General features: G+C 61.1%; 21 protein-coding genes. 11 read left to right on the top strand and 10 right to left on the bottom strand.

Features of this window, described 5'->3' with window-relative positions; all coding sequences use genetic code 11:
* Window positions 1–46 precede the first annotated feature (46 nt).
* From ABDZ98_RS06405 to ABDZ98_RS06390, 4 genes are all read right to left on the bottom strand, one after another.
* A complete protein-coding gene (locus ABDZ98_RS06405) occupies window positions 47–1,051 on the bottom strand; it encodes a sterol desaturase family protein (protein ID WP_419866759.1) in 1,005 nt (334 codons plus the stop codon).
* Between the two features lie 333 nt (window positions 1,052–1,384).
* The gene (locus ABDZ98_RS06400) at window positions 1,385–2,311 is read right to left on the bottom strand and encodes a Vgb family protein (protein WP_160590138.1); all 927 of its coding nucleotides are present in this window, start codon (window positions 2,309–2,311) and stop codon (window positions 1,385–1,387) included.
* A gap of 31 nt (window positions 2,312–2,342) precedes the next feature.
* On the bottom strand, window positions 2,343–3,356 hold the full coding sequence (locus ABDZ98_RS06395; protein ID WP_160590140.1) for an MBL fold metallo-hydrolase: 1,014 nt from the start codon (window positions 3,354–3,356) through the stop codon (window positions 2,343–2,345).
* A 17-nt stretch (window positions 3,357–3,373) separates the two neighbouring features.
* A complete protein-coding gene (locus tag ABDZ98_RS06390) occupies window positions 3,374–4,468 on the bottom strand; it encodes an MBL fold metallo-hydrolase (protein WP_160590142.1) in 1,095 nt (364 codons plus the stop codon).
* Between the two features lie 211 nt (window positions 4,469–4,679).
* Here ABDZ98_RS06390 and ABDZ98_RS06385 point away from each other — a divergent pair, with 211 nt between their 5' ends.
* The 11 genes from ABDZ98_RS06385 (at window position 4,680) to ABDZ98_RS06335 (ending at window position 17,255) form a co-directional block, all read left to right on the top strand.
* Window positions 4,680–5,765 (top strand): putative urea ABC transporter substrate-binding protein, encoded by a 1,086-nt coding sequence (locus tag ABDZ98_RS06385; RefSeq protein WP_160590144.1) that lies wholly within the window; start codon window positions 4,680–4,682, stop codon window positions 5,763–5,765.
* Between the two features lie 42 nt (window positions 5,766–5,807).
* On the top strand, window positions 5,808–6,623 hold the full coding sequence (locus ABDZ98_RS06380) for an ABC transporter permease (protein ID WP_160590146.1): 816 nt from the start codon (window positions 5,808–5,810) through the stop codon (window positions 6,621–6,623).
* Complete coding sequence (locus ABDZ98_RS06375; RefSeq protein ID WP_160590148.1) at window positions 6,620–7,438, top strand: ATP-binding cassette domain-containing protein; 819 nt, start codon at window positions 6,620–6,622, stop codon at window positions 7,436–7,438. The genes ABDZ98_RS06380 and ABDZ98_RS06375 overlap by 4 nt, the downstream gene beginning before the upstream one ends.
* Window positions 7,439–7,451: 13 nt before the next feature.
* A complete protein-coding gene (locus tag ABDZ98_RS06370) occupies window positions 7,452–7,961 on the top strand; it encodes a CopG family ribbon-helix-helix protein (RefSeq protein ID WP_160590150.1) in 510 nt (169 codons plus the stop codon).
* Between the two features lie 44 nt (window positions 7,962–8,005).
* Window positions 8,006–8,779: an urea amidolyase associated protein UAAP1 gene (locus ABDZ98_RS06365; RefSeq protein WP_160590289.1), complete on the top strand. Its 774-nt coding sequence runs from the start codon at window positions 8,006–8,008 to the stop codon at window positions 8,777–8,779.
* 20 nt (window positions 8,780–8,799) lie between these two features.
* Window positions 8,800–9,435: an urea amidolyase associated protein UAAP2 gene (locus tag ABDZ98_RS06360; protein ID WP_160590152.1), complete on the top strand. Its 636-nt coding sequence runs from the start codon at window positions 8,800–8,802 to the stop codon at window positions 9,433–9,435.
* Window positions 9,432–13,031, top strand: coding sequence for an urea carboxylase (gene uca / locus ABDZ98_RS06355; RefSeq protein ID WP_160590154.1), 3,600 nt, complete (start codon window positions 9,432–9,434; stop codon window positions 13,029–13,031). Before ABDZ98_RS06360 ends, uca begins: the two co-directional genes overlap by 4 nt.
* On the top strand, window positions 13,028–14,794 hold the full coding sequence (gene atzF, locus ABDZ98_RS06350) for an allophanate hydrolase (protein ID WP_160590156.1): 1,767 nt from the start codon (window positions 13,028–13,030) through the stop codon (window positions 14,792–14,794). Before uca ends, atzF begins: the two co-directional genes overlap by 4 nt.
* A 278-nt stretch (window positions 14,795–15,072) precedes the next feature.
* Complete coding sequence (locus tag ABDZ98_RS06345; RefSeq protein ID WP_160590158.1) at window positions 15,073–16,065, top strand: sterol desaturase family protein; 993 nt, start codon at window positions 15,073–15,075, stop codon at window positions 16,063–16,065.
* An 85-nt stretch (window positions 16,066–16,150) separates the two neighbouring features.
* Window positions 16,151–16,849, top strand: a complete 699-nt coding sequence (locus ABDZ98_RS06340) for a hypothetical protein (protein WP_160590160.1) — start codon at window positions 16,151–16,153, stop codon at window positions 16,847–16,849.
* An 88-nt stretch (window positions 16,850–16,937) separates the two neighbouring features.
* Window positions 16,938–17,255, top strand: coding sequence for a 2Fe-2S iron-sulfur cluster-binding protein (locus ABDZ98_RS06335; protein WP_160590162.1), 318 nt, complete (start codon window positions 16,938–16,940; stop codon window positions 17,253–17,255).
* A gap of 334 nt (window positions 17,256–17,589) precedes the next feature.
* On the opposite strand, the gene ABDZ98_RS06330 is transcribed toward ABDZ98_RS06335, so the two are convergent.
* The 6 genes from ABDZ98_RS06330 to ABDZ98_RS06305 are packed head-to-tail and all read right to left on the bottom strand — an operon-like array spanning window position 17,590 to window position 22,386.
* Entirely contained in the window at window positions 17,590–18,438 is an 849-nt protein-coding gene (locus ABDZ98_RS06330; RefSeq protein WP_160590164.1) for an acetoacetate decarboxylase family protein, read from the bottom strand.
* A gap of 22 nt (window positions 18,439–18,460) precedes the next feature.
* Window positions 18,461–19,420: a fumarylacetoacetate hydrolase family protein gene (locus ABDZ98_RS06325; protein WP_160590166.1), complete on the bottom strand. Its 960-nt coding sequence runs from the start codon at window positions 19,418–19,420 to the stop codon at window positions 18,461–18,463.
* A gap of 2 nt (window positions 19,421–19,422) precedes the next feature.
* Entirely contained in the window at window positions 19,423–19,992 is a 570-nt protein-coding gene (locus ABDZ98_RS06320) for a cupin domain-containing protein (RefSeq protein WP_337190160.1), read from the bottom strand.
* A gap of 40 nt (window positions 19,993–20,032) precedes the next feature.
* Window positions 20,033–20,725 (bottom strand): glutathione S-transferase N-terminal domain-containing protein, encoded by a 693-nt coding sequence (locus tag ABDZ98_RS06315; RefSeq protein WP_160590167.1) that lies wholly within the window; start codon window positions 20,723–20,725, stop codon window positions 20,033–20,035.
* Between the two features lie 2 nt (window positions 20,726–20,727).
* Window positions 20,728–21,927: a cytochrome P450 gene (locus tag ABDZ98_RS06310; RefSeq protein ID WP_160590169.1), complete on the bottom strand. Its 1,200-nt coding sequence runs from the start codon at window positions 21,925–21,927 to the stop codon at window positions 20,728–20,730.
* A gap of 3 nt (window positions 21,928–21,930) precedes the next feature.
* A complete protein-coding gene (locus ABDZ98_RS06305; protein WP_160590171.1) occupies window positions 21,931–22,386 on the bottom strand; it encodes a hypothetical protein in 456 nt (151 codons plus the stop codon).
* Window position 22,387 lies beyond the last annotated feature (1 nt).

Below are 22,387 nucleotides of genomic sequence, written 5' to 3'. Positions count from 1 at the left end.
GATCCCGTCTGATTATTTTAATTTGCACTCCTATGGCTGGCACTTCTCAAGTATCGGCCGATGCCGACTTGCTCCTTTTTGCATTGTATTTCTGGATCAGCGGCTGAAACGGGAACAGGAACTGCTCGTAGATTGTCAGCCGCCTGCGCTCATCCTGGCCCACAATCTCGGACTCACCTTCACGATAGGTGCCGAAGATCCGGTCGAGCAGGATCAGCGAGTTACCGTAGTTGCAACGCGTGTCCTCATAGCTCAGCGCCGTGTGATGCAGGCTGTGATGCCGGATCGTGGTGAAGACGTATGAGTAAAACACTGGCGGGTCCGAGCGGACATTGGCGTGCGCGAAGACGGAAATCACGCTGAGCACGTTGATGCCGCAGAACAAGGCGACCGTATCGAAATCGAACAGCGCAATAACGCTCAGGCTGATCAGGAAGAGTTCGATGGGATTGCCCACCGCCCCCTTCATCGCATTGAGCTGGGTAATGTGGTGGTGCGGCGCGTGGGTCAGCCAGGCCGGATACCAGTCGTGCATCAGCCGGTGCATCCAGTACTGACCGAACTCAATCAGGAAGACCACCAGGGCGACCTGCAACAGGAACGGCATGGCCAAAACCCAGGGCGTGGCAATGCCGAGCGATTCCTTGAGCGAGACAAGCGGCTGATCGGCGAAGGTCTGCGCCGCCCACGAGATCGCGGTGGCCATCAGAATGACGTAGAAAAGGTCGGTGGCGAATTCCTTGCGGTTCAGGCGCCAGCTCTTGTGGCGTTCGAGAACCTGCTCCAGGCCCAGCACGAAGAAGGTGATGGCTGCGCTGGCGACGACGAGCGACCATTCGCTTTCGGTTATCGACCTGGGAAGAAGCATCCAGCTCAAGACGACAAACACAAGCGTCGCAGGTGGCACCAGATTGATGAGGGTCCGCTTTAACGGACTTTCCCTGGCCTTGTCGGCCATGAGTTCGCTGGCTGAATTCTCGATGGAAGCCGACACAACCTCAGCAGCGCAGGCATCCTCAGGGGACGTATAGCTGGCCGACGGTCGATCCATAGACAATCTCCATATTAGGCCGAAAGCCGGCCCAATCCTGCAGATCCTCTTCCCCTGTTTCTGTCGTTCTCTGTGGCGACAAGGGAAAATGTATAGATATTACGGAATGCGTCAAGAGTATTAATCAGGCTTTTTGCTGCAACTGCGAATAAGCTTCGCAAGTGCGGGAATCATTGAATTTTTGGTCCTCTTTGGCGCTTCTTTGGCGCTGCATTCCGGCCATTCCGACATCCCCGTCATGCTCCCGCGTCATCCAGATGCAACAAGTGCAGGCGATGATTGTCGAATCATGCCCGGGGCCAGGAGACGCTGTCAGCTGGCCCCGGGGGTGCATCATTTCCTGGTCCACCAGGTCAGTGTTTGAACATCATGCGCGCTGGTCCAGATGCCGTCCGGCGTGTAGCGCAGCGCGCCGCTGCCCTCGGCGGCGCCGACACGCGCGAGGATTTCCATCGTCTCCGCATCGATCTCCACGAATGTCTGGTCATCGGTCGTGCGCAGCCAGACCTTGCCGCCGCCAGTATCGATATCGCCCCATTTAAGGTTTTCGCCGACGGTCACGCGATCGGTCACTGCGCGAGTGGCCGGATCGATCCGGGCAACCGTGCCTGCACCCTGCTCCTGCACCCAGACCGCGCCCTCGCCTGCGGCAAGGAAGCCGGGCATCTCGCCCAGCGATATCGTATCTGTCACGGTATTGGTTGCCGGATCGATCCGCTGAAGTGACTGCCCCTCTCCGCTAACGGCCCACACAACATCGAAGCCAAATGCGAGATAGGTTGTACCGGGTGCGACATCGATTGAGGCGACCACCGTATTGGTTGCGGGATCGATCCGCGAGATCTTGCCCGCCGCCTGATCCGGAGCCCAGACGGATCCCGCGCCAGCGACGACGTTCTGCTCCCCGCTCGGCCCGATGCCGGCGGGAATGGTTGCGACCACCTGCGCCGTGACCGGATCGATCCGGTAGACTTCGCCACCTTCACAATTGCCGACCCACAGCGAGCCTTCGGCCATCGCCATCGTGCCGCAGGGGCGGGCAATCTCCACCGCGGCCAGCTTGCCGTCGGTGGACCATTGTTCAATGCGGCCATCGTTGGTGGTCCACACCGTATCCCCGTCAACCAGCAGGAAATCGGCAAAGCCGGGCACCGCCATGGCGTTTTCGGTGAAGGGAAGCGGGGTGGCTTCCGGCACCTCCGGCGTTTCCGAAGAGCACGCTGCCGTACACAGCAAGGCGAGAGCAACGATCTGTTTCATTAAGGTTCTCCTGCGGCGAGCCTGCCTTGGCTCAACTGTAACGGTATGGATTGACATCGATGGTGGTCATGCTGCGCGTCTGATTGCAGAGGAACACGGTGCCGGTGAAATAGATGCCCGGCTCGGTAATCGTCTTGGCATAGTCATATGCCTCGCGAAGTTGCTGCAAGGTCATTTGCACCGGCGCCTCGTCGGGCTGATAGGTGACCCCGTAGGGGTAGTCCTCGCCGTCTTTGCTGATCTCCACATGGCAACCCATGACATGGGTCACGGGATGGGTATCAACAAACTCGATCAGCCGCGTCATGCTGTCGAACCACGGTTCCCAGAAGCTGATGTAGCAGCGCCCGCGATAGAACATGTCGCCGGTGTAGAGGATCTGGGTGTAGCTGTCGTAATAGGCGAATTCCGAGACCACGTGGCCGGGCGAACCCCAGATAAGAATCTCGCGCCCGCCCAGGTCGAGCGTCACACGCTCCTCCGGAAAATTGGTCATGCCCCAGAAGCCGACCATCTCCTCATGGGTCAGGCCCATATAGCGCGTGCGGGGACGGTCCGCGAACTGGTTGGTGGCGGCATAGTGGTCTGCGTGAAGGTGGCTGAAGGCGACCAGCAGTTCCATGCTGGCAGGGTCGCGGCCATTTCGCGCGCACCACTCGTCGATACATTCGTCGACGACGCCGCGCAGATCCCAGTCGTTGCGCAGCTGGGTAAAGCCTTCGTCGAGCAGGAGTACCCGGTCATTGCCGAAATAGAGCGGTGCGAACGGCGCTTCGTAGCTGTAGGCCTTGTTCTGCCTCAGAATGGCGGTGTGCGCATTGTACCAATGGACGTGAACGGGCGGATCGGTGTTGTCCATGCAGGACGACGAACCGCATATCCACCGGTCGGGGAAGCTTCCGGGTGCGGGCAGATTGCTCTTGAAATCGATGTCCTGGGCGCGCGTGGCGGCCATTGCTGCTTCGCTTCGGGTCGTCAGCGCTACGCCTGCCACCTGAGTGACGGCGATCGCCGCGTTGTATGAAATGAAGGCACGACGGTCCATGATGGTCCTTTCAGTCGTCAGAAGGGTCGGGGCGCTTCAATATTGGGCACACCCTCGGGCCAAACCTGCGACCTCTGATCGGGGCTGACACCATTGAAGAGCACGAAATCGGGCCGGATCAGCATCGTCTCTTTCCCGGCGATCTCACGCGCGTGGTGCAGTGCCTCTCCAATCAGGTCGGGCGTCATTTCCAGCACCCGCTCATAGGGTTTGAAGTTCCTGAAGCGCGGGTAGTACTTGCCCGGCAAGAACATCATGTCGATATGACCGCCGAGCAGCCATTTGACCGGATTGCGCGCGGCAAAGGCAGTCAGCCGTTCCAGCGACGCCACAAAGTCGCGATCATTGCTGATGTTGATCCGGCCCGGAAACAGCAGGTCGCCGGTGAACAGGAAATCACAATAGGGATCGTAGAAGCTCACCCCGTCCTTGTGCGAGCCGGGTGTGGGGATCACTTCGATCACGCGGTCGCCCAGATCGATATGGCCACTGCCCGAAGGCCAGCTGGCGCTGACGCCATAATGCAGCTTCATAAGCTCCAGCGGCTTGGGAACGATCATGGTGTCCGGCCGACCGGCAAACTGCACCAGCCCCTGGTTCTGCGCGATATCCTCGGCCGATGTCAGCGCAACAGTCAACGGCACGCTTGTGCGTCCGCGTGCCTGACCCCAGCGGGTGACGATCGCATCCACCGTCTCACGCAGCGGATAATGGCTGGCATTCGCGGTCGCGCCGGTATCGATCAGCAGGGCGCCATCGTTGCCGAACAGCAGATAGGTGAAAGGCGCTTCCCAATGCACGCAGACGTTCTGCCGCATGACGAAAGTGTCCTCATTATATTGCACCACCTGCACCCGCGGATCGCGATTTGTGGCCGCGACGTTGGAGCCATATGTCCAGCGAAAGGAGAGACTGCCCGCCGCCGCCTCTTCGCAGGCATAGTCATGCACCACAGGCCCGGCGCCATGCAGCGGCACGGCGGAATCGGTGTTGCGTGCGCCGACCGGGTTATATCCCAGAACCGGATTGCCATTGGGATAGCTGCGCGATGTCGCGGATTGCGAGTTACCGGACAGGGCCGGATTGTAGCTGGATGTGGGCGACTGAGGCATCGAATACTCCGAGCAAGGCCACCAGATCGGCGGCGCGCGTAAGCCTTCTATGCAAGCCCTCCCAGGCGATTCGTGGTGCTGGCGCAACTGCTGCCGCCCACGCGAACAACTGCCTTCATATGGATATTACGAAAAATAACAATGGTAATACATTTCCGATGGACAATGCGTTGGTTTGCGGCAATGCTGCAAGTGCGAAAGGAAACCAACCATGCTCAACAAGATCCGTCGCGCGGGGGCAGTAGCGATACTGGCATGCGCCTTCGTCATAGCGTCTTGCTCACCAACAGCCGAGGAAACAGCAGCACCACGAACCGAGTTCAGCATCGGCTGGTCGATCTATGCCGGCTGGATGCCCTGGGCCTATGCCGATCAGGCCGGCATCGTGAAGAAGTGGGCCGACAAATACGGCATTGAGATCAACATTGTGCAGGTCAATGACTACGTCGAGTCGGTGAACCAGTATACCGCCGGTCAGCTTGACGGCGTGACCGTTGCGAACATGGACGCCCTCACCATCCCCGCAGCGGGCGGGAAGGACACCAGCGCAATTATCGTCGGCGACTATTCCAACGGCAATGACGGTATTCTCCTGAAGGGCTCCGACAGCCTCAGCGCAATCATGGGGCGACAGGTCTATCTGGTCGAGCTTTCGGTATCCCACTATCTGCTCGCCCGCGGGCTCGAATCGGTCGGCATGTCCATGACTGATGTCAGGACCGTCAACACCTCGGACGCGGATATCGCCAGCGCCTTCACCTCGCCCGACGTGACCGCCGCAGTCGCCTGGAACCCGCAGCTCTCGACGATGAGGCAGACACCCGGCGCGAACGAAGTGTTCAGTTCCGCTGATATCCCGGGCGAGATTCTTGACCTTCTGGTCGTCGACACGGCGACGCTCCAGGCCAATCCCAACCTCGGCAAGGCCCTGGCTGGCATCTGGTACGAGACGACCGCATTGATGCAAAGGCAGGACGAGCAGGGCAGAGCGGCACGTGCGGCGATGGCCGAGCTTGCCGGTACAACGCTCGAGAATTTCGAGGGCCAGCTTGCAACCACTTATCTCTACACAGAGCCGCAGGCGGCAGTCGCGGCCACTTCGGACGCGGCGCTGATCGAGACGATGACGCGTGTGCGCGACTTCAGCTTCTCGCAGGGACTGTTCGGCCAGGGGGCAAGTTCTGCCGATGCGATCGGCATGGCGTTTCCGGGAGGCAAGACCCTGGGCGATCCGGATCACATCACCCTGCGTTTCGACGAAACCTACATGCAAATGGCCGCAGATGGGGCCTTGTGACCTGCTGAAACTGGCTGACAGCAAGATCCTGATCGGAATGTTATGCGCTGGGTGAACCGTAACATAGGGCGCCGCAACAGCCTGCTCCTCGGCGCCATTCCGATCCTGGTCCTGTTGATGGTTTATCTGGTGGTCTCTGCTGATCGCCACGCGATCAATCCCAGCGACAAGATTTTGCCCATTCCCGGCGCCATGGTGCAGGCCATGTGGGGGCTGGTGTTTGAACCGGATCGCCTGTCTGGCAGGCTCCTGTTCTGGGCAGACACGTTCGCCAGTCTGCAGCGTCTTGGCCTGGGGATAGCCATCTCCACGCTGGCCGCTCTGATCGTGGGGATATTGCTGGGCATACTGCCACCTGTCCGCGCGACCTTTTCCACGCTGGTGACCGGCATCGCAGTTATCCCGCCAATCGCATTGCTGCCGATACTGTTCATTGCCTTCGGACTTGGGGAGACCGCCAAGGTGGCGCTGATCGTCATCGGCGTGGCGCCCTTCATGATCCGCGACATTGCTGCCCATATGGCCGCCTTGCCCAGAGAGCAGATCGTCAAGGCGCAGACACTGGGCGCAAGCACCTGGCAACTGATCCTGCGGGTCGCCCTGCCCCAGGCCATGCCGCGGCTGATCCAGGCAGTGCGCCTGTCGCTTGGTCCGGCGTGGGTCTTCCTGATCTCGGCAGAGGCGATCGCCTCCGATATCGGGCTTGGATATCGCATCTTCCTGGTCCGCCGCTATCTGGCGATGGACGTGATCCTGCCTTACGTGGCGTGGATAGCGCTGCTCGCCGCGACGACGGACATTCTTCTGAACTGGTCCAGTCGCCGCCTGTTCCGCTGGGCTCATGGAGCAAACCATTGAACGCGCTGCTCAGCCTCCAGAACGTTTGGGTCGAATATGGCGACAAGGTGGTCCTGGAGCGGATCAACCTCAATATCGAGGCGGGCTCCTTTGTCTCGATCATTGGCCCGTCAGGAGCAGGCAAGAGCAGTCTGCTGCGCGTGCTGCTGGGGCAGGAAGCGCCGACCAAGGGGACCATCCTGCTCAACGATGAGCCGCTCAAACCCCAATGTGAGCCTGACCGCGGCGTGGTGTTCCAGCGGTATTCGGTGTTTTCCCACCTGACGGTTCTGGGCAACACCGTGTTCGGTCTCGAATGCGCGCAGGCTCCGCTGACTGCACGATTGTTCGGCGCGCGCCGCCGGGCTGCCGAAGCAGAGGCGGAAGAGATGCTGGCGGCTGTTGGCCTGAGCGACAACCTGCATCTTTACCCGGCCCAGATGTCTGGCGGTATGCAACAGCGTCTGGCAATTGCCCAAGCGCTGATCAAGCGGCCCAGACTCCTGCTGCTGGACGAGCCGTTTGGCGCGCTTGATCCCGGCATCAGGGCCGACATGCACGCGCTGATAACGCGCTTGTGGAGCGATTATTCGCTGACCGTCGTGATGGTAACCCACGATATCGGCGAGGCATTCTCGCTCGGCACGCGCGTTTTGACACTGGACAAGGCGCGCCATGATCCGCACGCTCCGCACCGTTACGGTGCCACCGTCGTTTACGACCTTCCGCTCAAGAAGCAGGCCACCGTCGAGGCCGGAACTTGCGTTGACAATGGCGCTGAGAACGGCCCGGAAGTCAACTGCATTATTACAGTTGACGAAACTCGTAATAATTGAGAGGAGGAACAATATGGCTACCGAACCCACCAGTCTCGCCAGGCTCAGCATGAGTCTTCCGGCAGAGCTTTCCCGACAGCTTGACGTGATGGTTGAAGAGCGCGGCCTGCCGTCCCGTTCGCAGCTGATCGCCGAGCTGATCCGTCATGCGCTGGCGGACCATGAGGCACTGACCCGCCCCAAAGGCACGCTGGCCGGGACCATTACGCTGGTTTATCGCGGAGACCGCGCAGGCGTGCGGCAGCAACTCGCCACAACCCAGCTTCACTATCTGAAGGAAGTCATCTCCTCGCAGCACGTGTTTCTCGAGGACGACCAGTCACTCGAAGTTCTGCTGGTACAGGGTCCGGCTGTCCGGCTGGAGGCTCTGTGCGATGCCTTGCGCGGAATTCGCGGCGTCCATCAGCTGCAACTCGTCACCACGACCGCCCTGCTGCCGCCGCTGCACGAGCAGGATCAGGCAACCGGCAAGGATGACGAGGCCCCGGGCAGGGACCGATCCCGCAAGGGCATGGCTGCGTGACAGCACTCGCCGATCCCAAAGCGGCACGCGATCATGCCCGCGCGATGGGGGGCACGGTCGTCGAAGCCATGCCCGCGCTGCCCCCCGTGGCCGACGACCTTCCCGCCGATGTCGATTGCGATGATCTGCTGTGGGAAGAGACTGTCGCGGCAGGCGGTTATGCCACGCGCAGGCTGGCGCGCGGCACCCGGCTGCGGATGATCGACCTGGCAGGCGATGCATGCGCCTCGCTGCTGGTCTTCAACGCCGAAATGCCGAGTGAGCGCCTGAATGTCGCGGATACGGTCAAGGTCCAGTGGAATGCCTATCTCGGCGCGGGCAAGCTGTTACTGTCCGACATGGGCCGCGTGTTGCTGAGCATCGTGGAAGACGACGCACAAACCCACGACACTTTTTGCGGCACCTCCAACGCTGCGACCAACGCAGCCAAATATGGCGAAGGCAGTAACAGCGGCGCCTGCCCCAACGGCCGCGACCGCCTGCTGCTCGGGTCCGCCAAGCACGGGCTGCAACGGCGCGATGTCCACCCTTGCGTCAACCTGTTCAAAGGCACGCGGATCGAAGCGGACGGGACCATCGTTCCGCTTGTCGGCCCCTTCGCTGCCGGGCGCACCGTGCTGCTGCGCGCCGAAATGGACGTGATTATCGTGATCGCCAATTGCCCGCACGTCCTGGATCCGCGCGAGGCGTGGACCGTCACGCCCCTGCGCCTTTCTGCCTGGCGCGGCGCCGTGACAGGCGAAGACGATCCCATTCGCACCGCAACGCCGGAGGGGTTGCGTGCCTTCCAGAACGTTGAAGACTATTTCCGCCGCTAAGTAGGAAGACTGACCCAGAAATGACTGCCGCACCGGGATTACAAGGGCTTTCAGACACTGTTATTCATGACGAGGTCGTGCCCGCCCGGGCACCTTGGCTTTATCATATCGCCGCCGGTCAATCCCTCCGCATTGTCGATCTGGAAGGCAATCAGGCGGTCGACTTCCTGCTCTATTGCGCCGCCGACGATGCCGAACGCTACAGCGCGCAGGACACCGTTGCGATGCAGGGCAATCTGTTCCTGCGCAAGGGATCGGTGCTGCGGTCGAACGAAGGGCGCGCGATGATGACCATCACCGCCACTTCGGTCGAGTATCACGACACAATTGGCGGGGCTTGCTCCTGCGAATCCAATATGCTGCGCTACGGCCATCACACCAAGTCGCAACATGCCTGCGTCGAGAACTTCCTCGAAGCCAACCTGACTGAGGGGCGCAGCAAGCGGGACATTGTCTCCAACATCAATTTCTTCATGAATGTGCCGGTCATGGAAGACGGTTCGCTGGGGATCGTCGATGGCATTTCGGCCCCGGGGCTTACGGTCGATCTGCGCGCCGATATGGATGTGATCGTCGTGGTGTCGAATTGCCCGCAGATCAACAATCCCTGCAACGCCTTCAATCCAACCAAAGTGCGGATGATCGTCACGGCATGAGTATAACGACGGTACTGGTCGCAAACCGGGGGGCAATCGCCACCCGGATTATCCGCACTCTGCGCAGCATGGGCCTGCGTTCGGTGGCCGTTTATTCCGAGGCCGATGCCGGTTCGCTGCATGTGTCGCAGGCGGATGTGGCCGTTTGCATCGGTCCCGCACCGGCGACAGAGAGCTATCTTGATGTCGCTGCGATCATCAATGCGGCGAGGGAAACCGGCGCCGGCTTCATCCACCCCGGCTATGGCTTTCTGGCCGAGAATGCCGAATTTGCCGAGGCCTGCGAAGCCGCCGGCATCGTGTTCGTTGGCCCCACGCCCGAGAACATGCGCACCTTTGGCCTCAAGCACAGCGCCCGCGCGCTGGCGGCTGAACACGGCGTGGCACTCGCACCCGGCACGGGACTGTTGACCGATGCCGACAACGCCGCACAGGCAGCCAATGAAATCGGCTATCCGGTAATCCTGAAAGCCACCGCTGGCGGCGGCGGCATCGGCATGCGGATCTGCGAGGACGAAGCCGCCGTGCGCGAAGGCTTCGCCGGTGTCGCGCGTCTCGGCGCCGGAAATTTCGGCGATGCAGGCGTGTTCCTCGAACGGTATATTTCCCGCGCGCGCCATATCGAAGTGCAGATTTTCGGCGACGGGGATGGCCGCATAATGCCGCTTGGCGAACGCGATTGCTCATTGCAGCGACGCAATCAGAAGGTGGTCGAGGAAGCCCCCGCCCCGCAACTCTCCCCGGCAGTGCGCGAAGAGCTGATCGCTGCGGCTGTCCGCCTTGGCGAGGCTGCCCGGTATCGCTCTGCAGGCACTGTCGAGTTCCTGTTCGATGCCGAACGTCAGGAATTCTTCTTTCTCGAAATGAACACACGGCTTCAGGTCGAGCACGGCGTCACTGAGGAAGTGATGCGCATCGATCTGGTCGAGTGGATGGTCCGCGGGGCGACGGGTGACTATTCGTTCCTGAATGGCGAACCGCCGGAGCCGCGCGGGCACTCTATGCAGGTTCGCCTGTATGCCGAAGATCCTGCACTCGACTATCGCCCGACCACCGGCACGCTCGTCGCACTCCATTTCCCCGAATCCATCCGTGCGGAGACCTGGTGCGAGGCCGGCAGTGCGATCAGCGCATGGTACGATCCGATGATCGCCAAGCTGATCGTTCACGGCGAAACGCGGGACGCAGCCAAATTGGCGATGCAGGCGGCGCTCGACGAAAGTCACCTGGACGGTATCGAGACCAACCTGCGCTGGCTGCGCGACGTTGTGCGCAATGAGGATTTCGCGTCAGGGCAGGTTTCCACCAAGCTGCTCGAGACGATCGAATATAATCCCCGCAGCGTCCGGGTGGTCTCCGGCGGCACTGCCACCACCGTGCAGGACTGGCCCGGCCGGCAGGGCCTGTGGGCGATCGGCGTGCCCCCCTCCGGTCCGATGGATGATCGCTCCTTCCGGATCGGCAATCAGCGGCTCGGCAATCCGGAGGATGCCGCCGGGCTGGAGGTTACCTTCACCGGACCGACCCTGTATTTCAACGCGCCAGCACGGATATGCCTTGCCGGCGCCGATTTCGGTGCCCGACTGGACGGCGAGCCAGTTGAACGGGGCATCCCTGTTGACATCGGCGCGGGTCAGACACTCTCGCTCGGGCGCGTTTCTGGCGGCGGCATGCGTGGTTATATCCTGTTTGCAGGCGGGCTTGAGGTTCCGCCCTATCTCGGCAGCCGCAGCACCTTCGAGCTCGGCCAGTTCGGCGGCCATGCGGCGCGGCGACTGCTCGCCGGTGACACGCTTCACCTGGCGGCAAACGACATTGGCACGCCCGCACCCGTGGAAGCGGCGCCGGACTTCGGCAATCGCTGGACGCTGCGAGTCCTCTACGGCCCGCACGGCGCGCCGGACTTCTTCACTGAGGAGGATATAGACGCGATCCTCAAGGCAGAATGGCAGGTGCACTACAACAGCAACCGCACCGGTGTGCGGCTGGTCGGGCCAAAGCCGCAATGGGCGCGCACCGACGGCGGCGAAGCTGGCCTGCATCCGTCGAACATCCACGACAATCCATACGCCATCGGCGCGGTCGACTTCACCGGCGACATGCCGATCATCCTTGGCCCGGACGGCCCGTCGCTCGGCGGTTTCGTCTGTCCCTTCGTGGTGATCGCGGCGGACCGCTGGAAGATCGGGCAGCTCGCCCCCGGCAACCGCCTGCGTTTCGTACCCGTCACATATGATGATGCCATTGCGGCCGACCGCGCACCGTTGACGCAGATTACGCAGGAGCCTGCCGCCGCTGCGCCGGAACGCGCGATCGCCGCGCTTTCGCCGATCCTTGCCGACACACCGGCGCAGGGACTGCGTCCGCGGACCGTCTATCGCCAGCAGGGCGACCGCAATATCCTGGTTGAATACGGGCCCATCGTGCTCGACATCGAACTGCGCATCCGCGTGCATGCGCTGATGACCGTGCTGGAAAGCAAGGCCCTGCCGGGAGTGATCGACATCGTGCCCGGCATACGCTCGCTGCAACTCCATTTCGACGATGACGCGCTCGACCAGCGGGGCGCACTTGCCGCGCTGATGGAGGCCGAGAACGAGCTTGGCGATCTGGAGGATTTCACCATCCCGTCGCGGATCGTCCATCTTCCACTCAGCTGGCGCGATCCGGCCACCATCGAGACGATAGAGAAGTACATGGCGGCGGTGCGTGATGACGCGCCGTGGTGTCCGGATAATATCGAGTTCATCCGCCGCATAAACGGCCTGACAGACGCCGATGCGGTGGAGGATGTGATCTTCGATGCCAGCTATCTGGTGATGGGCCTGGGTGACGTTTATCTGGGCGCGCCGGTGGCCACTCCGGTCGATCCACGTCACCGGCTGGTCACCACCAAGTACAATCCCGCCCGCACCTGGACCCCGCCCAATGTCGTGGGGATCGGCGGCGCATACATGTGTATCTACGGCATGGAAGGCCCCGGCGGTTACCAGCTGTTCGGTCGCACCATCCAGGTGTGGAACACCTATCGCCAGACCGACGCCTTCGTGGAGGGCAAGCCGTGGCTGCTGCGCTTCTTCGACCAGATCCGTTTTTTCAAGGTGAGCGCGGAAGAGCTGGTCGAATGGCGCAGGGACTTTCCCAATGGCCGCCGGTCGATAGAGGTCGAGCACTCGGAATTCCGCCTGGCGGACTATCGCGCCTTCCTGGCCGAAAACGCCGATTCAATCTCGGCCTTCCAGAAACAGCGTCAGGCCGCTTTCGATGATGAACGCGCGGAATGGCAGCGCAACGGCGAATTTGATCGCATTTCGGAACTCGCCGATGATCCGGCAGCAGGCACTCTTGCCGCCCCCACGATCGAGGTGCCCGAAGGTGCCGACGTGATCGAAGCGCCCTTCGGGGGAAGCGTCTGGAAGTTGCTGGTTGCCGAAGGTGACGAGGTCCAGGCGGGCCAGATCATCGCAGTAATTGAGGCAATGAAGATGGAATGCCCACTGGAAAGCCCCGGCAGCGGGACAATTTCCGCGCTCTACATCAGTGAACGCCAATCGATAGAACCGGGCGCTCCGCTGCTGGCGCTGACGCGCTCATGACGGCACTGGACCGGCAAAGCGCAGGCGCGATCGCGGCACAGGTAAATGGCGGCAAGACCACTGCGCTCGCCGTGGCGGAAGAAGTTCTTGCCCGCCTTTGCGCCTATGATGCGGTGCAGCCGCGGATCTGGATCAGCCGCGCCGCGCCAGAGGACATTCTCGCCGCCGCGCGCGCCGTGGACGCGCGTATTGCGCTGAAAGAACACCTCCCGCTTGCGGGCGTGCCCTTTGCCATCAAGGACAATATCGACGCGGAAGGGTTCGAGACGACTGCAGCCTGCCCGGCCTTCGCCTATACGCCAGCCGCATCTGCCAGCGTGGTCCACAAGCTGGTGGAAGCTGGCGCGATCTGCATTGGCAAGACCAATCTGGACCAGTTTGCCACCGGACTTGTCGGCGTGCGCAGCCCATATGGCATTCCGCGCAATGCCTATAACCTCGCTTATGTCAGCGGCGGATCAAGCTCGGGTTCGGCGGTCGCCGTCGCGGCGGGCCTCGTCGCATTCTCGCTGGGAACCGATACGGCGGGATCGGGCCGGGTGCCTGCTGCCTTCAACCACCTGGTCGGACTGAAGCCGAGCAAGGGGCGGTGGAGCACGCGCGGCCTGGTCCCCGCCTGCCGGACGCTGGATTGCATCACCGTATTTGCCGACAGCGTGGCAGACGCGCGCCTGGTGGACAATGTAATCGCCGGTTTCGATCCGGCGGATCCCTTCTCGAAGCCGCTATCCGACCGCCCGCTCCAGCCCCGGCGCATCGGCGTGCCGCGCCGCGATCAGCGCGCATGGTTTGGCGACAGCCAGTCCGAATATCTCTACGATGCGGCGCTCACCCGGCTGGGCAAAGATGCGCAGATCGTCGAGCTGGATATCGCGCCGCTGGATGAGGCGGCGAGCCTGCTGTACAGCGGCCCGTGGGTGGCCGAGCGAACCGCAGCCATCGCAGAGCTGCTGGGCAGCGACCCGGATGCCATCGATGAAACTGTCCGCCGCGTGGTTGCGCCCGGAGCAGACATCACGGCGGTGGAATTGTTCAACGGCATCTACCGTCTCGCCGAACTGCAGCGCCATGCGGATGAGATGTGGCAGCAGGTCGACATGCTGGCCTTTCCCACCACCGGTACCACGTACCGGGTGGCGGAATTGCTGGCCAGCCCGATCGCGCTGAACAGCAATCTTGGGCGCTATACAAATTTCGTCAACCTGCTCGACATGGCCGCAATTGCCGTGCCGACCGGCGTCCGCAGCAACGGCACCGGCTTTGGCATAACGCTGATCGGCCCGGCCAGTACCGACATCGGCCTGATGTCGGCAGCCGAAACCTACCTTGCGGCGGCGGACCTGCCCGCTCCGCCCCCACTCGATTTGGAGGGAAGAATGGAAAGCGTGAAACTTGCTGTCGTTGGCGCGCACCTGAAGGACATGCCGCTGCACTGGCAGCTGACTTCGCGCGATGCACGCTTCATCGGTGCGTTCCAGACCGCGCCCACCTACCGCCTTTACGCCATGGCCGACAGCGTGCCGGCCAAACCGGCGCTTGTCCACAGCGAGGACGGGTCCGGTATCGCAGTCGAAGTCTATGAGCTCGACGTTGCCGCCTTCGGAAGTTTCGTTGCCGAGGTTCCTGCGCCACTGGCCATTGGAACGGTCACGCTGGCCGATGGCAGCAGCGTGAAAGGCTTCGTCGCGGAGCCTCGCGCGACGGTTGGTGCAGAGGATATCACCGATCTTGGCGGGTGGCGGGCCTACATTGACAGGGGCTGAGGCCGTGCCTGACGCTGCCGGGCGCAATTTTGGCACTTTAAGTTCGTTATTACTCTTGACGCGTTCGTTAATATCGATAGCCTGACCAGCAACAGAAACATAAGAACACGTTTGCCGGGAGAGATTCTTTAGGAGACCGGGCCGATTGTCGGTCTGGCCATACGGAGTCCGCCGATGAATTACGCACGGAACGACGACACGAGGCTCGCAAATTGTCAGCCCCCCGTCCTGCGTGCGACGGTTCGGATCTCCAGACTCTCGAAAGCGGGGTAAGGACGATGGACGGTGTTCTGGTAGGCAAAAGGATCATCGGGGCACAGGCTCCGGTAACCATTGGCTGGGAAAACATTCCGCGCGTTGAAGGCGGTCCGGTGAAGCGCTTTATCTTCACCTATTTCCAGCCGGTCATGTTCTTCGCGGCAATCCTGTTCTGGTATTACGCGCCCAATTCCATCGCCGTGGCATCAACAGCGATCGGCATTGGCATCGCCTTCAGGGTGCTGTTGCTGGCGCTCGAATGGGTCAACCCCCGCCACAAGAGCTGGACCCTGACCTGGAAGGAACTGATTACCGACCTCTTCTATGTCGGCCTCGGCTACACCGTCCTGCGCATGGTCGATGCCTACATTGGCGATGGCGTGATTATCGATGCAATCCTGAGCTCCTATGACTGGAGCAAGCTGGACTGGTTCACCAGCATGCCGCTGCTGCTGCAGGCGATCCTGATCTCTTTCATGTTCGATTTCGGCCAGTACTGGATGCATCGCGGCATGCACAACTGGTATCCGCTGTGGGCGACCCATGCCCCCCATCACTACATTACCCAGTTGAACATCAACAAAGGCGCAGTCGGCAATCCGATAGAGCTGTTCCTGATCGGTTTGGGCATCGGCGGATTCTTCGATTTCCTGCCGCGGGCCGTACTGCTTGCAGGCGCATTTGGCATGACTGTCAGCATTTACCAGCACATCAACGTGCGGTTCAACACACCGGCCTGGTGGCGCTTCCTGTTCAACACGACCGAGCACCACAGCGTGCATCACTCGCAGGACTATGAAGCGACGCGCAGCAATTATTCCGGCACCTGGATCATAATCGATCGCATGTTCGGCACCTGCATCGATGGCGAGGCGGAGCTGCTGGGGATGGAAGGTGGCCGGCGCATGCCAGTCCACGAGACGATGCTTTACACCCCCAGGGAATGGTACCGGGCCGGTCGCAAGTGGCTGCGCAAGCGCTTGCCCCAGCCCACTGCCGTTCCTGCCGAATAGGCCCAGGCCGCACCTCGACCAAGCCCCTGTAACGCGTTTGCCAGCCGCTTTTCCCGCTCCCTGAGCGCGGAAAGCAGGCTGACGCATGCCCGGTAACCTGCTGGAGAATGTCCAAGTGAAACTACCCCTGATCGAACGGATCTGGCATGTGGACGGCTCGCTGGAGCTTGATCCGCCCCGGTCTGCGGCAGATGCGTTCGACAGGCTCAGCCCGCTGCTGGAGGCGAGCGGCACGACCTTTGAGATCGACGGCGATACGCTGACATACACCAAGGAAAATCCCGCAGCGCAGGACAAGCTGGCGACCTTCACCCGCGGTACGCTGCAGCTTGTCGAGCAATCCGGCAGATCAAAGCTGTTCTACAAGCTGTCCAGCCCGGCATTGCTGATGTGCTTTCTGGCCCCGTTGCTGTTCCTCGGCTTTGCCCAGGCCATGATCCTGATCAACGATCTGGAGAAGCCTGCAACCGAAGCCAGGGCGGATGCCGCCGAAGAGGATGAGCAAGAGGACGAAGTAAAGCCACTACACCCGCTCGATGTGTTCCTTGGCGCGCCCGCGCCCGAGAAACCTGAAGACAAGAAGGAGGAGGAAGAGGACGAAGACAAAGGCCATTCGCCCACTCCTGCCTATGTCTTCGCCGCGCTTTTTGCCGCACTTTACGTGGTAGGCCGCATTCTCGAGCCGTGGCTTGTGCGGCGGCATTTCAGCAAGGCATTGTCCGGCAATCCCGAATTCAGCGATGCGAAGAACACCCAGCATACCGGGGCGCAACACCCCAGTTGATCCACCCCTTCCACCCATCACGAAAACCGCGGACCCGGATCCGCCCCAATTGCAGCGCGGCCAGTGCCAGCTGAACGGAGACTATCAAATGATCACCCTGCACATCGAAGACCTCAAGGGCGAAACGCGAGCCATCACAGTATCGCCGGAAGGATCGCTGATGGAGGCCATCCGCGACAACGGCTTTGAGGACTTGCTGGCTGCGTGCGGAGGCTGCTGCTCTTGCGCCACCTGCCATGTGGTGATCGATCCCGCGTCCGTTCTTCCATTGCCCGCCATGGCCGCCGACGAGGACAGCCTGCTAGATGGATCGGATCATCGGCAGGAAAGCTCCCGCCTGTCATGCCAGATCCCGTTGAGCAGTGAGCTTGACGGACTGAAGTTGCGCATCGCGGAAGCGGATTGAGCGGCGCGAGGCATTCCGCCCACGCGACCTTCACAGCCGGGATTGGCATGCAAGAAATCCCCCTGTCGCCCCGTCAGGAGTTCGTGTGCCTGATCGCGAGATTCGATTACATTTACTTATCAGCAACTTAAATGGTGGAGCTGTCAGTCTAATCGCAAATCGTCTCCGATCGGCGCAGCTATCGCTAGGGCGTCAGACCTCAGGCCATGAGGTTCTGCCACTCGGCCAGGGCGAGCGAGTGGCAGGTCTTGCAAGTTCGTCGGTCGACGAGGTGGCGTTGCGGGCTGGTGGGTTTGCGAGTTCTGGGCATGACAACTGCCCTGCCCTCGTCCGCTCACTTTTCAATCAGGTGCGTTTGGTCTGACAGCGCCGGCACCAGCCTTGCTTGCCCGCTGCCGTCTCCTCCTCCGGATGACATTACCCTCGTGACCGGTCCAAAGTCCTCCAATGGCAGCGAGGCAAGTGCGTTTACGATCGGATATTGGGTAGGCATCTGTTCCCAGCTTGCACCGCGGAATTCAAACTTCCCTTCACCTCTCTCTACCGACCGGATTTCCGTATCCGGGCCATCGGATGCTGTAATCGTGAGGTAATGTGCATCCGATGCCTGGGGATCACCCGTGGTGGGAACATATTTTTCAAACACCATTGGCATTGGCGATGGTGCCGAGGCTGCCTCTTCGAAGGCGGCAGCCTGGAAATCGAAGAAGCGGTGGCCATCCCAGGATGCCGTGCATCGCCATTGCTCATCGCGTTCGGCAGATACCGAAATATCGGCAAATATCTTTGACCAACCCAGCTCTTCGCGCCCCGTGATGATCGGGTCAGCCATGTTCTCCCACACCACGGGGACGAAGTAACCTGACTGCTGTTTCTGACGCTGCATCCAGCGTGCTGGTATCCGCACCATCAGGATGTCATATCCACGCCCCGCAAGCCATCCGATGTTGTGGAAGCTCATGACGCAAACTTCGAGGCGGGCTTCTTCGCCGAGCACCAGACCTTCAGGCAGGAATTGCGCCAGTTGATCCGGATCGGTCCGAGCGGACATGGTGCAGGCCGCAATCTCCTTTTCGTAGCGGCGGTGGCGCTGGTGAACAGGAAGGTTGCGAGGGCCGGGAGCATACCCGAAGCATCGCGGCATGCGATATTTCGGGTCAAGGCCTTCATCCTGTTTCGGCATCAGTGCTCAACCCTGTTTGGCCTCAAGACTTCTTGCTCGATATTGCGACCACCTGCTGATCGATTGCGCCAAATGGCGCTGCACCAGAGGTTGCGCGCGCTTCCATCCGCACCTTGTCACCAAAGCGCATGAAGCCGGTCTTGGCCTTTCCATCTGCGATCATCTCGATTGCGCGAACTTCGGAAATGCAGCTTGACCCGACTTCGGCATAGTTGACGTTGGACACTGTTCCAGATCCGATGATCGTGCCTGCCACCAGATCGCGGGTCAGGGCAGCATGGGCAACAAGCTCGTGAAAGCCGAATTGCATCGCCCTGCCGTTGGCGTGACCGAATGCCTTGCCATTCCATTCTATGTGCAAATCCAGCCCCACCCGCCCGTCTTGCCAGGCTGAACCCAGCACTTCAGGCGTGACCGCAAAGGGCGCCATCGAACACGCGGGCTTGGCCTGTACCCAGCCAAAACCTGTCTTCATCTCGACCGGGGCGATCGCGCGCAAGGACCAGTCGTTGATCTGAACGATCAGCTTGATGTGCTTCAGCGCATCGTCTGCACTGGTTCCCATCGGGACATGGTCCACAATCACGCCGAACTCGCCTTCGAAATCGATGCCATCATCCTCGCTTGGGAGGGGCACGTCGTCGGTCGGGCCATAGAAGCGATCGGACATGCCCTGATACATCAGGGGCCGATCGGATTCGATCGGATCGTGGCCAAGAGCGATCTGCATCAGGTCGGCATGGGTCGGGAAAACGGAACCATCGAGCCATTGCCATGCCCGCGGCAACGGTGCGGTAAGCGATGCCGGATCGAGCAGCTGAGGAAAGTCACTGACTCCGGCGGCGGCCTCTACGAAAGCCGGCCAGTCCTCAATAGCTTGCTGCAGGGTTGGCAGAGGTGCGGCAGCAAAGCGATCATATGCGGGAGACACCAGAACAAGGCGCCCGTCCCGCGTCCCGTCGTGCAATGTAGCAAGGATCATCGTCAGCCTTTCAGCGCGGGATCGAATTCACCATCGATCAGGATGAAGGCGATGCGGCAATTCTTGTCAGAGCGATTGGCCCAGCCATGGTTGGTGCCGCGCTGGATCACGATGTCACCCGGACGAACGGTGGTTTCGCCCTCGTCCATGATCAACACGACTTCGCCTTCCAGAACGATGCCGTAATCGATCGTCTCCGTACGATGCATATGGGCATGGCGAGATTCCTTGCCGGTGAAGGATGATGCATCGGCCGCACCAATCTCCGCAAAATGCGCCTTGGCTTCCTCGGGCGTCATATCCTTGAAGCTGTCATCGTCCGGCGGAATATCCAGCACACGAATGCGCGTGCCGTTTTTTGGCGCGGCGAGCAGGATGCCGTCTTCGTCTGGCTCTCCCGATGAAGCGTCTATCGGAGCAGGCGTGGCGCGTGTGTTCCATACCTCATGGAACACCGGCCCGGTTGCACCGCCAACCTGTTTGTAACGCGGAACCGGGCCATCCTCCTGGATGATCGCTTGCCCGCTGGCGTCATGGCCGGTGACAATGCGCCGGGTTGGTCCTGTCATCATGGTTTCATCCTCTCGATGTGCTTTTACCGCGCAAGCGGCTTCATGTCTTGGGTGCGGGCGGCGGCGTGAAGAGGAGACCGCGCGCTTTGAGTTCTGCCTGCGCCTCTTCCTCGCGCGCCAAGGCGGCCTGGGCGCAGGGCCTTTGCGAGGCGCATACATAATGTTGCTGCAGCGCCGGATAATCATCTGCTTCGAAACCTGCACCGGTTATACGGAACCATATCCACCCAAGATATGCGTCAAGGATCGACCATTCCTCCCCCAGCATCCATGGCTGGCCAGCCAATCGCTGCTCCAGCGGAGCAAGCTGCATTGTCAGACCCTCTTCCGCTTTCGCCCGGATGCGCGGAGCATCTGCAGGGTCAGTCGATATCATCGGCGACATCACGAAGCGGGTGACCAGCGGGTGCAGATCGCTGGAGCAACGGAAAAGTTCGGTAAGTATGCCTGCTCGTCCGGCGGCATCATCTGGCTGGGGCAACAGACCAGCATCGGGATAAGTCTGCGCCAGATAGCTGAGGATCGCGCCATTTTGCACGATCACGCCATGCTGGGTTTCCAGCGCAGGAACCTTGCCCGAAGGGTTCACTGCCAGAAATTCCGGCTTGCGGTGTTCGCCCGCCATGAAAGCGATGAGGCGGGTTTCGAACGGCAAGCCGATCTCCTCCAGCGCGGTCAATGTCACGCGGGCGCAGGTTTGCGGCGCGAAGTGGAGGATGGGCGAAGCGCTCACAGTCATTTCCCAGCCACTTCTACCGGCAGGCTGGAAATCGCCCACAGCGTGTTGTTTAGCCGCCTGACCGGCTCTCCTGCAATCCGAATGGAACTGGCTTGCCGGGCAAATTCGGCCGCTATCAGCTCACCCTCCAGCCGGGCGACCATCTGGCCCAGGCACTGGTGGATGCCGAAACCAAAGCCGACATGCCCGCCTGCGGGTCGCTCGATCCGGAATTCATCGGGACCGTCCCATTTGCGGGGATCGCGATTGGCGGAGGCGAGGAAAAGCAAGACCTTGGCACCTTCGGGAATAGTCGTGCCAGCAACGTCCACATCGCGGGTTGCGGTGCGGAAGAAAGTCTGCACGGTCGAATCCCAGCGCAGGCTTTCCTCAAAGGCGCGCGTCGCCAGCTTCGGATCGGCGCACAGCTTGGAAAATTCTTGCGGATACTTGCCCAGCGCCAGCATGAGGTGGCTAATACCGTTCACCGTCGTATCGACGCCTGCGCTGAGGAAGGAGCGGACCAGACGAGGCGCATAATCCGGCGGCAAGCCAGCCTCGGTAACGGCGTCATACACCGCCATGCCCCAACCACCCGGCTTCAGATTCTCGCGCTTGCAGGCCTCTTCCACCCAGGCGATGGAATCTTCCTTGCCGATCAGGCTCTGCTCGAAAACACGGTTGCGCGGTCCGAACCCGTTGAACACGATGGTGGCATATTCGATCAGTTTTTCGCGGCCTTCATCCATCAATCCGATCGTGTCGGGAAACACCTGCATGGGGAATACTTCGCCCAGGTCGGTTGCCGCATCGAAGCGGCCCCTTTCCACCAGGCTTGCCACCAGCGCCTGCGCCTTTTCCTGCCATAGCGGCCGCAACTCCTTGAGCGCTTTGAGCGAAACGATCCTGCTCATCAGCTTGCGTGTCTGGCTATGCAGCGGCGGATCGGTTTCCAGCAGTAGCGAGGGCGCGCGGAAAGGCTCTTCCTTGGCAAAGTCGGCAAGACCCACTCCGCGCGCTGAGCAGAATGTCTCATGGTCGCGCAGCGCCGCCTGCACCTCTTCAAAGCGCGCCATGGCATAGACCTGGTATTTCTCGAGCCACACCACGGGGCCGGCATCACGCAACCTGCCGTGATGAGCGAAGGGATCTGCCAGAAACTCTTCGTCGAAGGGGTCGACTGTGAGGTGCGGAACGGAGGCTTCGAACAATCCCATTGCTTAACCCAACATCGCTTGGATGCGGCTGCGGGTCACCAATGCGCCAAGCACGCCGCCATACAGCACCTTGAGGACAAATGCAGGAACGGGGGCAAGGATTTGTATACCACTCAGCCACAATATCGCGGCCCATATGCCCGCACCGAGGACCATTATGATCAAGCCTAGCAGGATGGCGCGGGTAAGCAGGCTGCCGGTGCTGGCAACATGTCCCAATGCAGAAGTGACCTTTCCTGCAAGGATCGCCTTTTTCGTCAGAAGTGCAGGCACCAGGCTGGCAAAGAGAGCAACAGCGAAGCTCTGCGGCAGGAAGTCGAAGGCATAATTACCGATACCCCAGACTGGCACGGCAGCCCCAAAGCCGAACACGCCAAGGAAGAAGGCGGCACTGATGGCTGCATTAATGGCTGCGCTGATGACCGTTTCACGCGCGATATAGAGGCTTGGTGAACCCACG

This window comes from Alteraurantiacibacter aestuarii, assembly GCF_039523595.1.
GTDB lineage: Bacteria > Pseudomonadota > Alphaproteobacteria > Sphingomonadales > Sphingomonadaceae > Alteraurantiacibacter > Alteraurantiacibacter aestuarii.
The sequence above is the reverse complement of the archived record's forward strand: the minus strand, read 5'-3'. Positions and strand labels throughout refer to the sequence as shown.

Excerpts from the sequence above, each read along its gene's own strand:
- uca (WP_160590154.1), top strand. The coding sequence starts at position 9,432 with ATGAGTATAACGACGGTACTGGTCGCAAACCGGGGGGCAATCGCCACC.
- ABDZ98_RS06325 (WP_160590166.1), bottom strand. The coding sequence starts at position 19,420 with ATGATCCTTGCTACATTGCACGACGGGACGCGGGACGGGCGCCTTGTT.
- ABDZ98_RS06345 (WP_160590158.1), top strand. The coding sequence starts at position 15,073 with ATGGACGGTGTTCTGGTAGGCAAAAGGATCATCGGGGCACAGGCTCCG.
- ABDZ98_RS06335 (WP_160590162.1), top strand. The coding sequence starts at position 16,938 with ATGATCACCCTGCACATCGAAGACCTCAAGGGCGAAACGCGAGCCATC.
- ABDZ98_RS06385 (WP_160590144.1), top strand. The coding sequence starts at position 4,680 with ATGCTCAACAAGATCCGTCGCGCGGGGGCAGTAGCGATACTGGCATGC.
- ABDZ98_RS06320 (WP_337190160.1), bottom strand. The coding sequence starts at position 19,992 with ATGATGACAGGACCAACCCGGCGCATTGTCACCGGCCATGACGCCAGC.
- ABDZ98_RS06380 (WP_160590146.1), top strand. The coding sequence starts at position 5,808 with ATGCGCTGGGTGAACCGTAACATAGGGCGCCGCAACAGCCTGCTCCTC.
- ABDZ98_RS06400 (WP_160590138.1), bottom strand. The coding sequence starts at position 2,311 with ATGAAACAGATCGTTGCTCTCGCCTTGCTGTGTACGGCAGCGTGCTCT.
- ABDZ98_RS06330 (WP_160590164.1), bottom strand. The coding sequence starts at position 18,438 with ATGCCGAAACAGGATGAAGGCCTTGACCCGAAATATCGCATGCCGCGA.
- ABDZ98_RS06365 (WP_160590289.1), top strand. The coding sequence starts at position 8,006 with ATGGGGGGCACGGTCGTCGAAGCCATGCCCGCGCTGCCCCCCGTGGCC.
- ABDZ98_RS06390 (WP_160590142.1), bottom strand. The coding sequence starts at position 4,468 with ATGCCTCAGTCGCCCACATCCAGCTACAATCCGGCCCTGTCCGGTAAC.
- ABDZ98_RS06395 (WP_160590140.1), bottom strand. The coding sequence starts at position 3,356 with ATGGACCGTCGTGCCTTCATTTCATACAACGCGGCGATCGCCGTCACT.
- ABDZ98_RS06340 (WP_160590160.1), top strand. The coding sequence starts at position 16,151 with ATGCCCGGTAACCTGCTGGAGAATGTCCAAGTGAAACTACCCCTGATC.
- ABDZ98_RS06370 (WP_160590150.1), top strand. The coding sequence starts at position 7,452 with ATGGCTACCGAACCCACCAGTCTCGCCAGGCTCAGCATGAGTCTTCCG.
- ABDZ98_RS06360 (WP_160590152.1), top strand. The coding sequence starts at position 8,800 with ATGACTGCCGCACCGGGATTACAAGGGCTTTCAGACACTGTTATTCAT.
- ABDZ98_RS06405 (WP_419866759.1), bottom strand. The coding sequence starts at position 1,051 with ATGGATCGACCGTCGGCCAGCTATACGTCCCCTGAGGATGCCTGCGCT.
- ABDZ98_RS06310 (WP_160590169.1), bottom strand. The coding sequence starts at position 21,927 with ATGGGATTGTTCGAAGCCTCCGTTCCGCACCTCACAGTCGACCCCTTC.
- atzF (WP_160590156.1), top strand. The coding sequence starts at position 13,028 with ATGACGGCACTGGACCGGCAAAGCGCAGGCGCGATCGCGGCACAGGTA.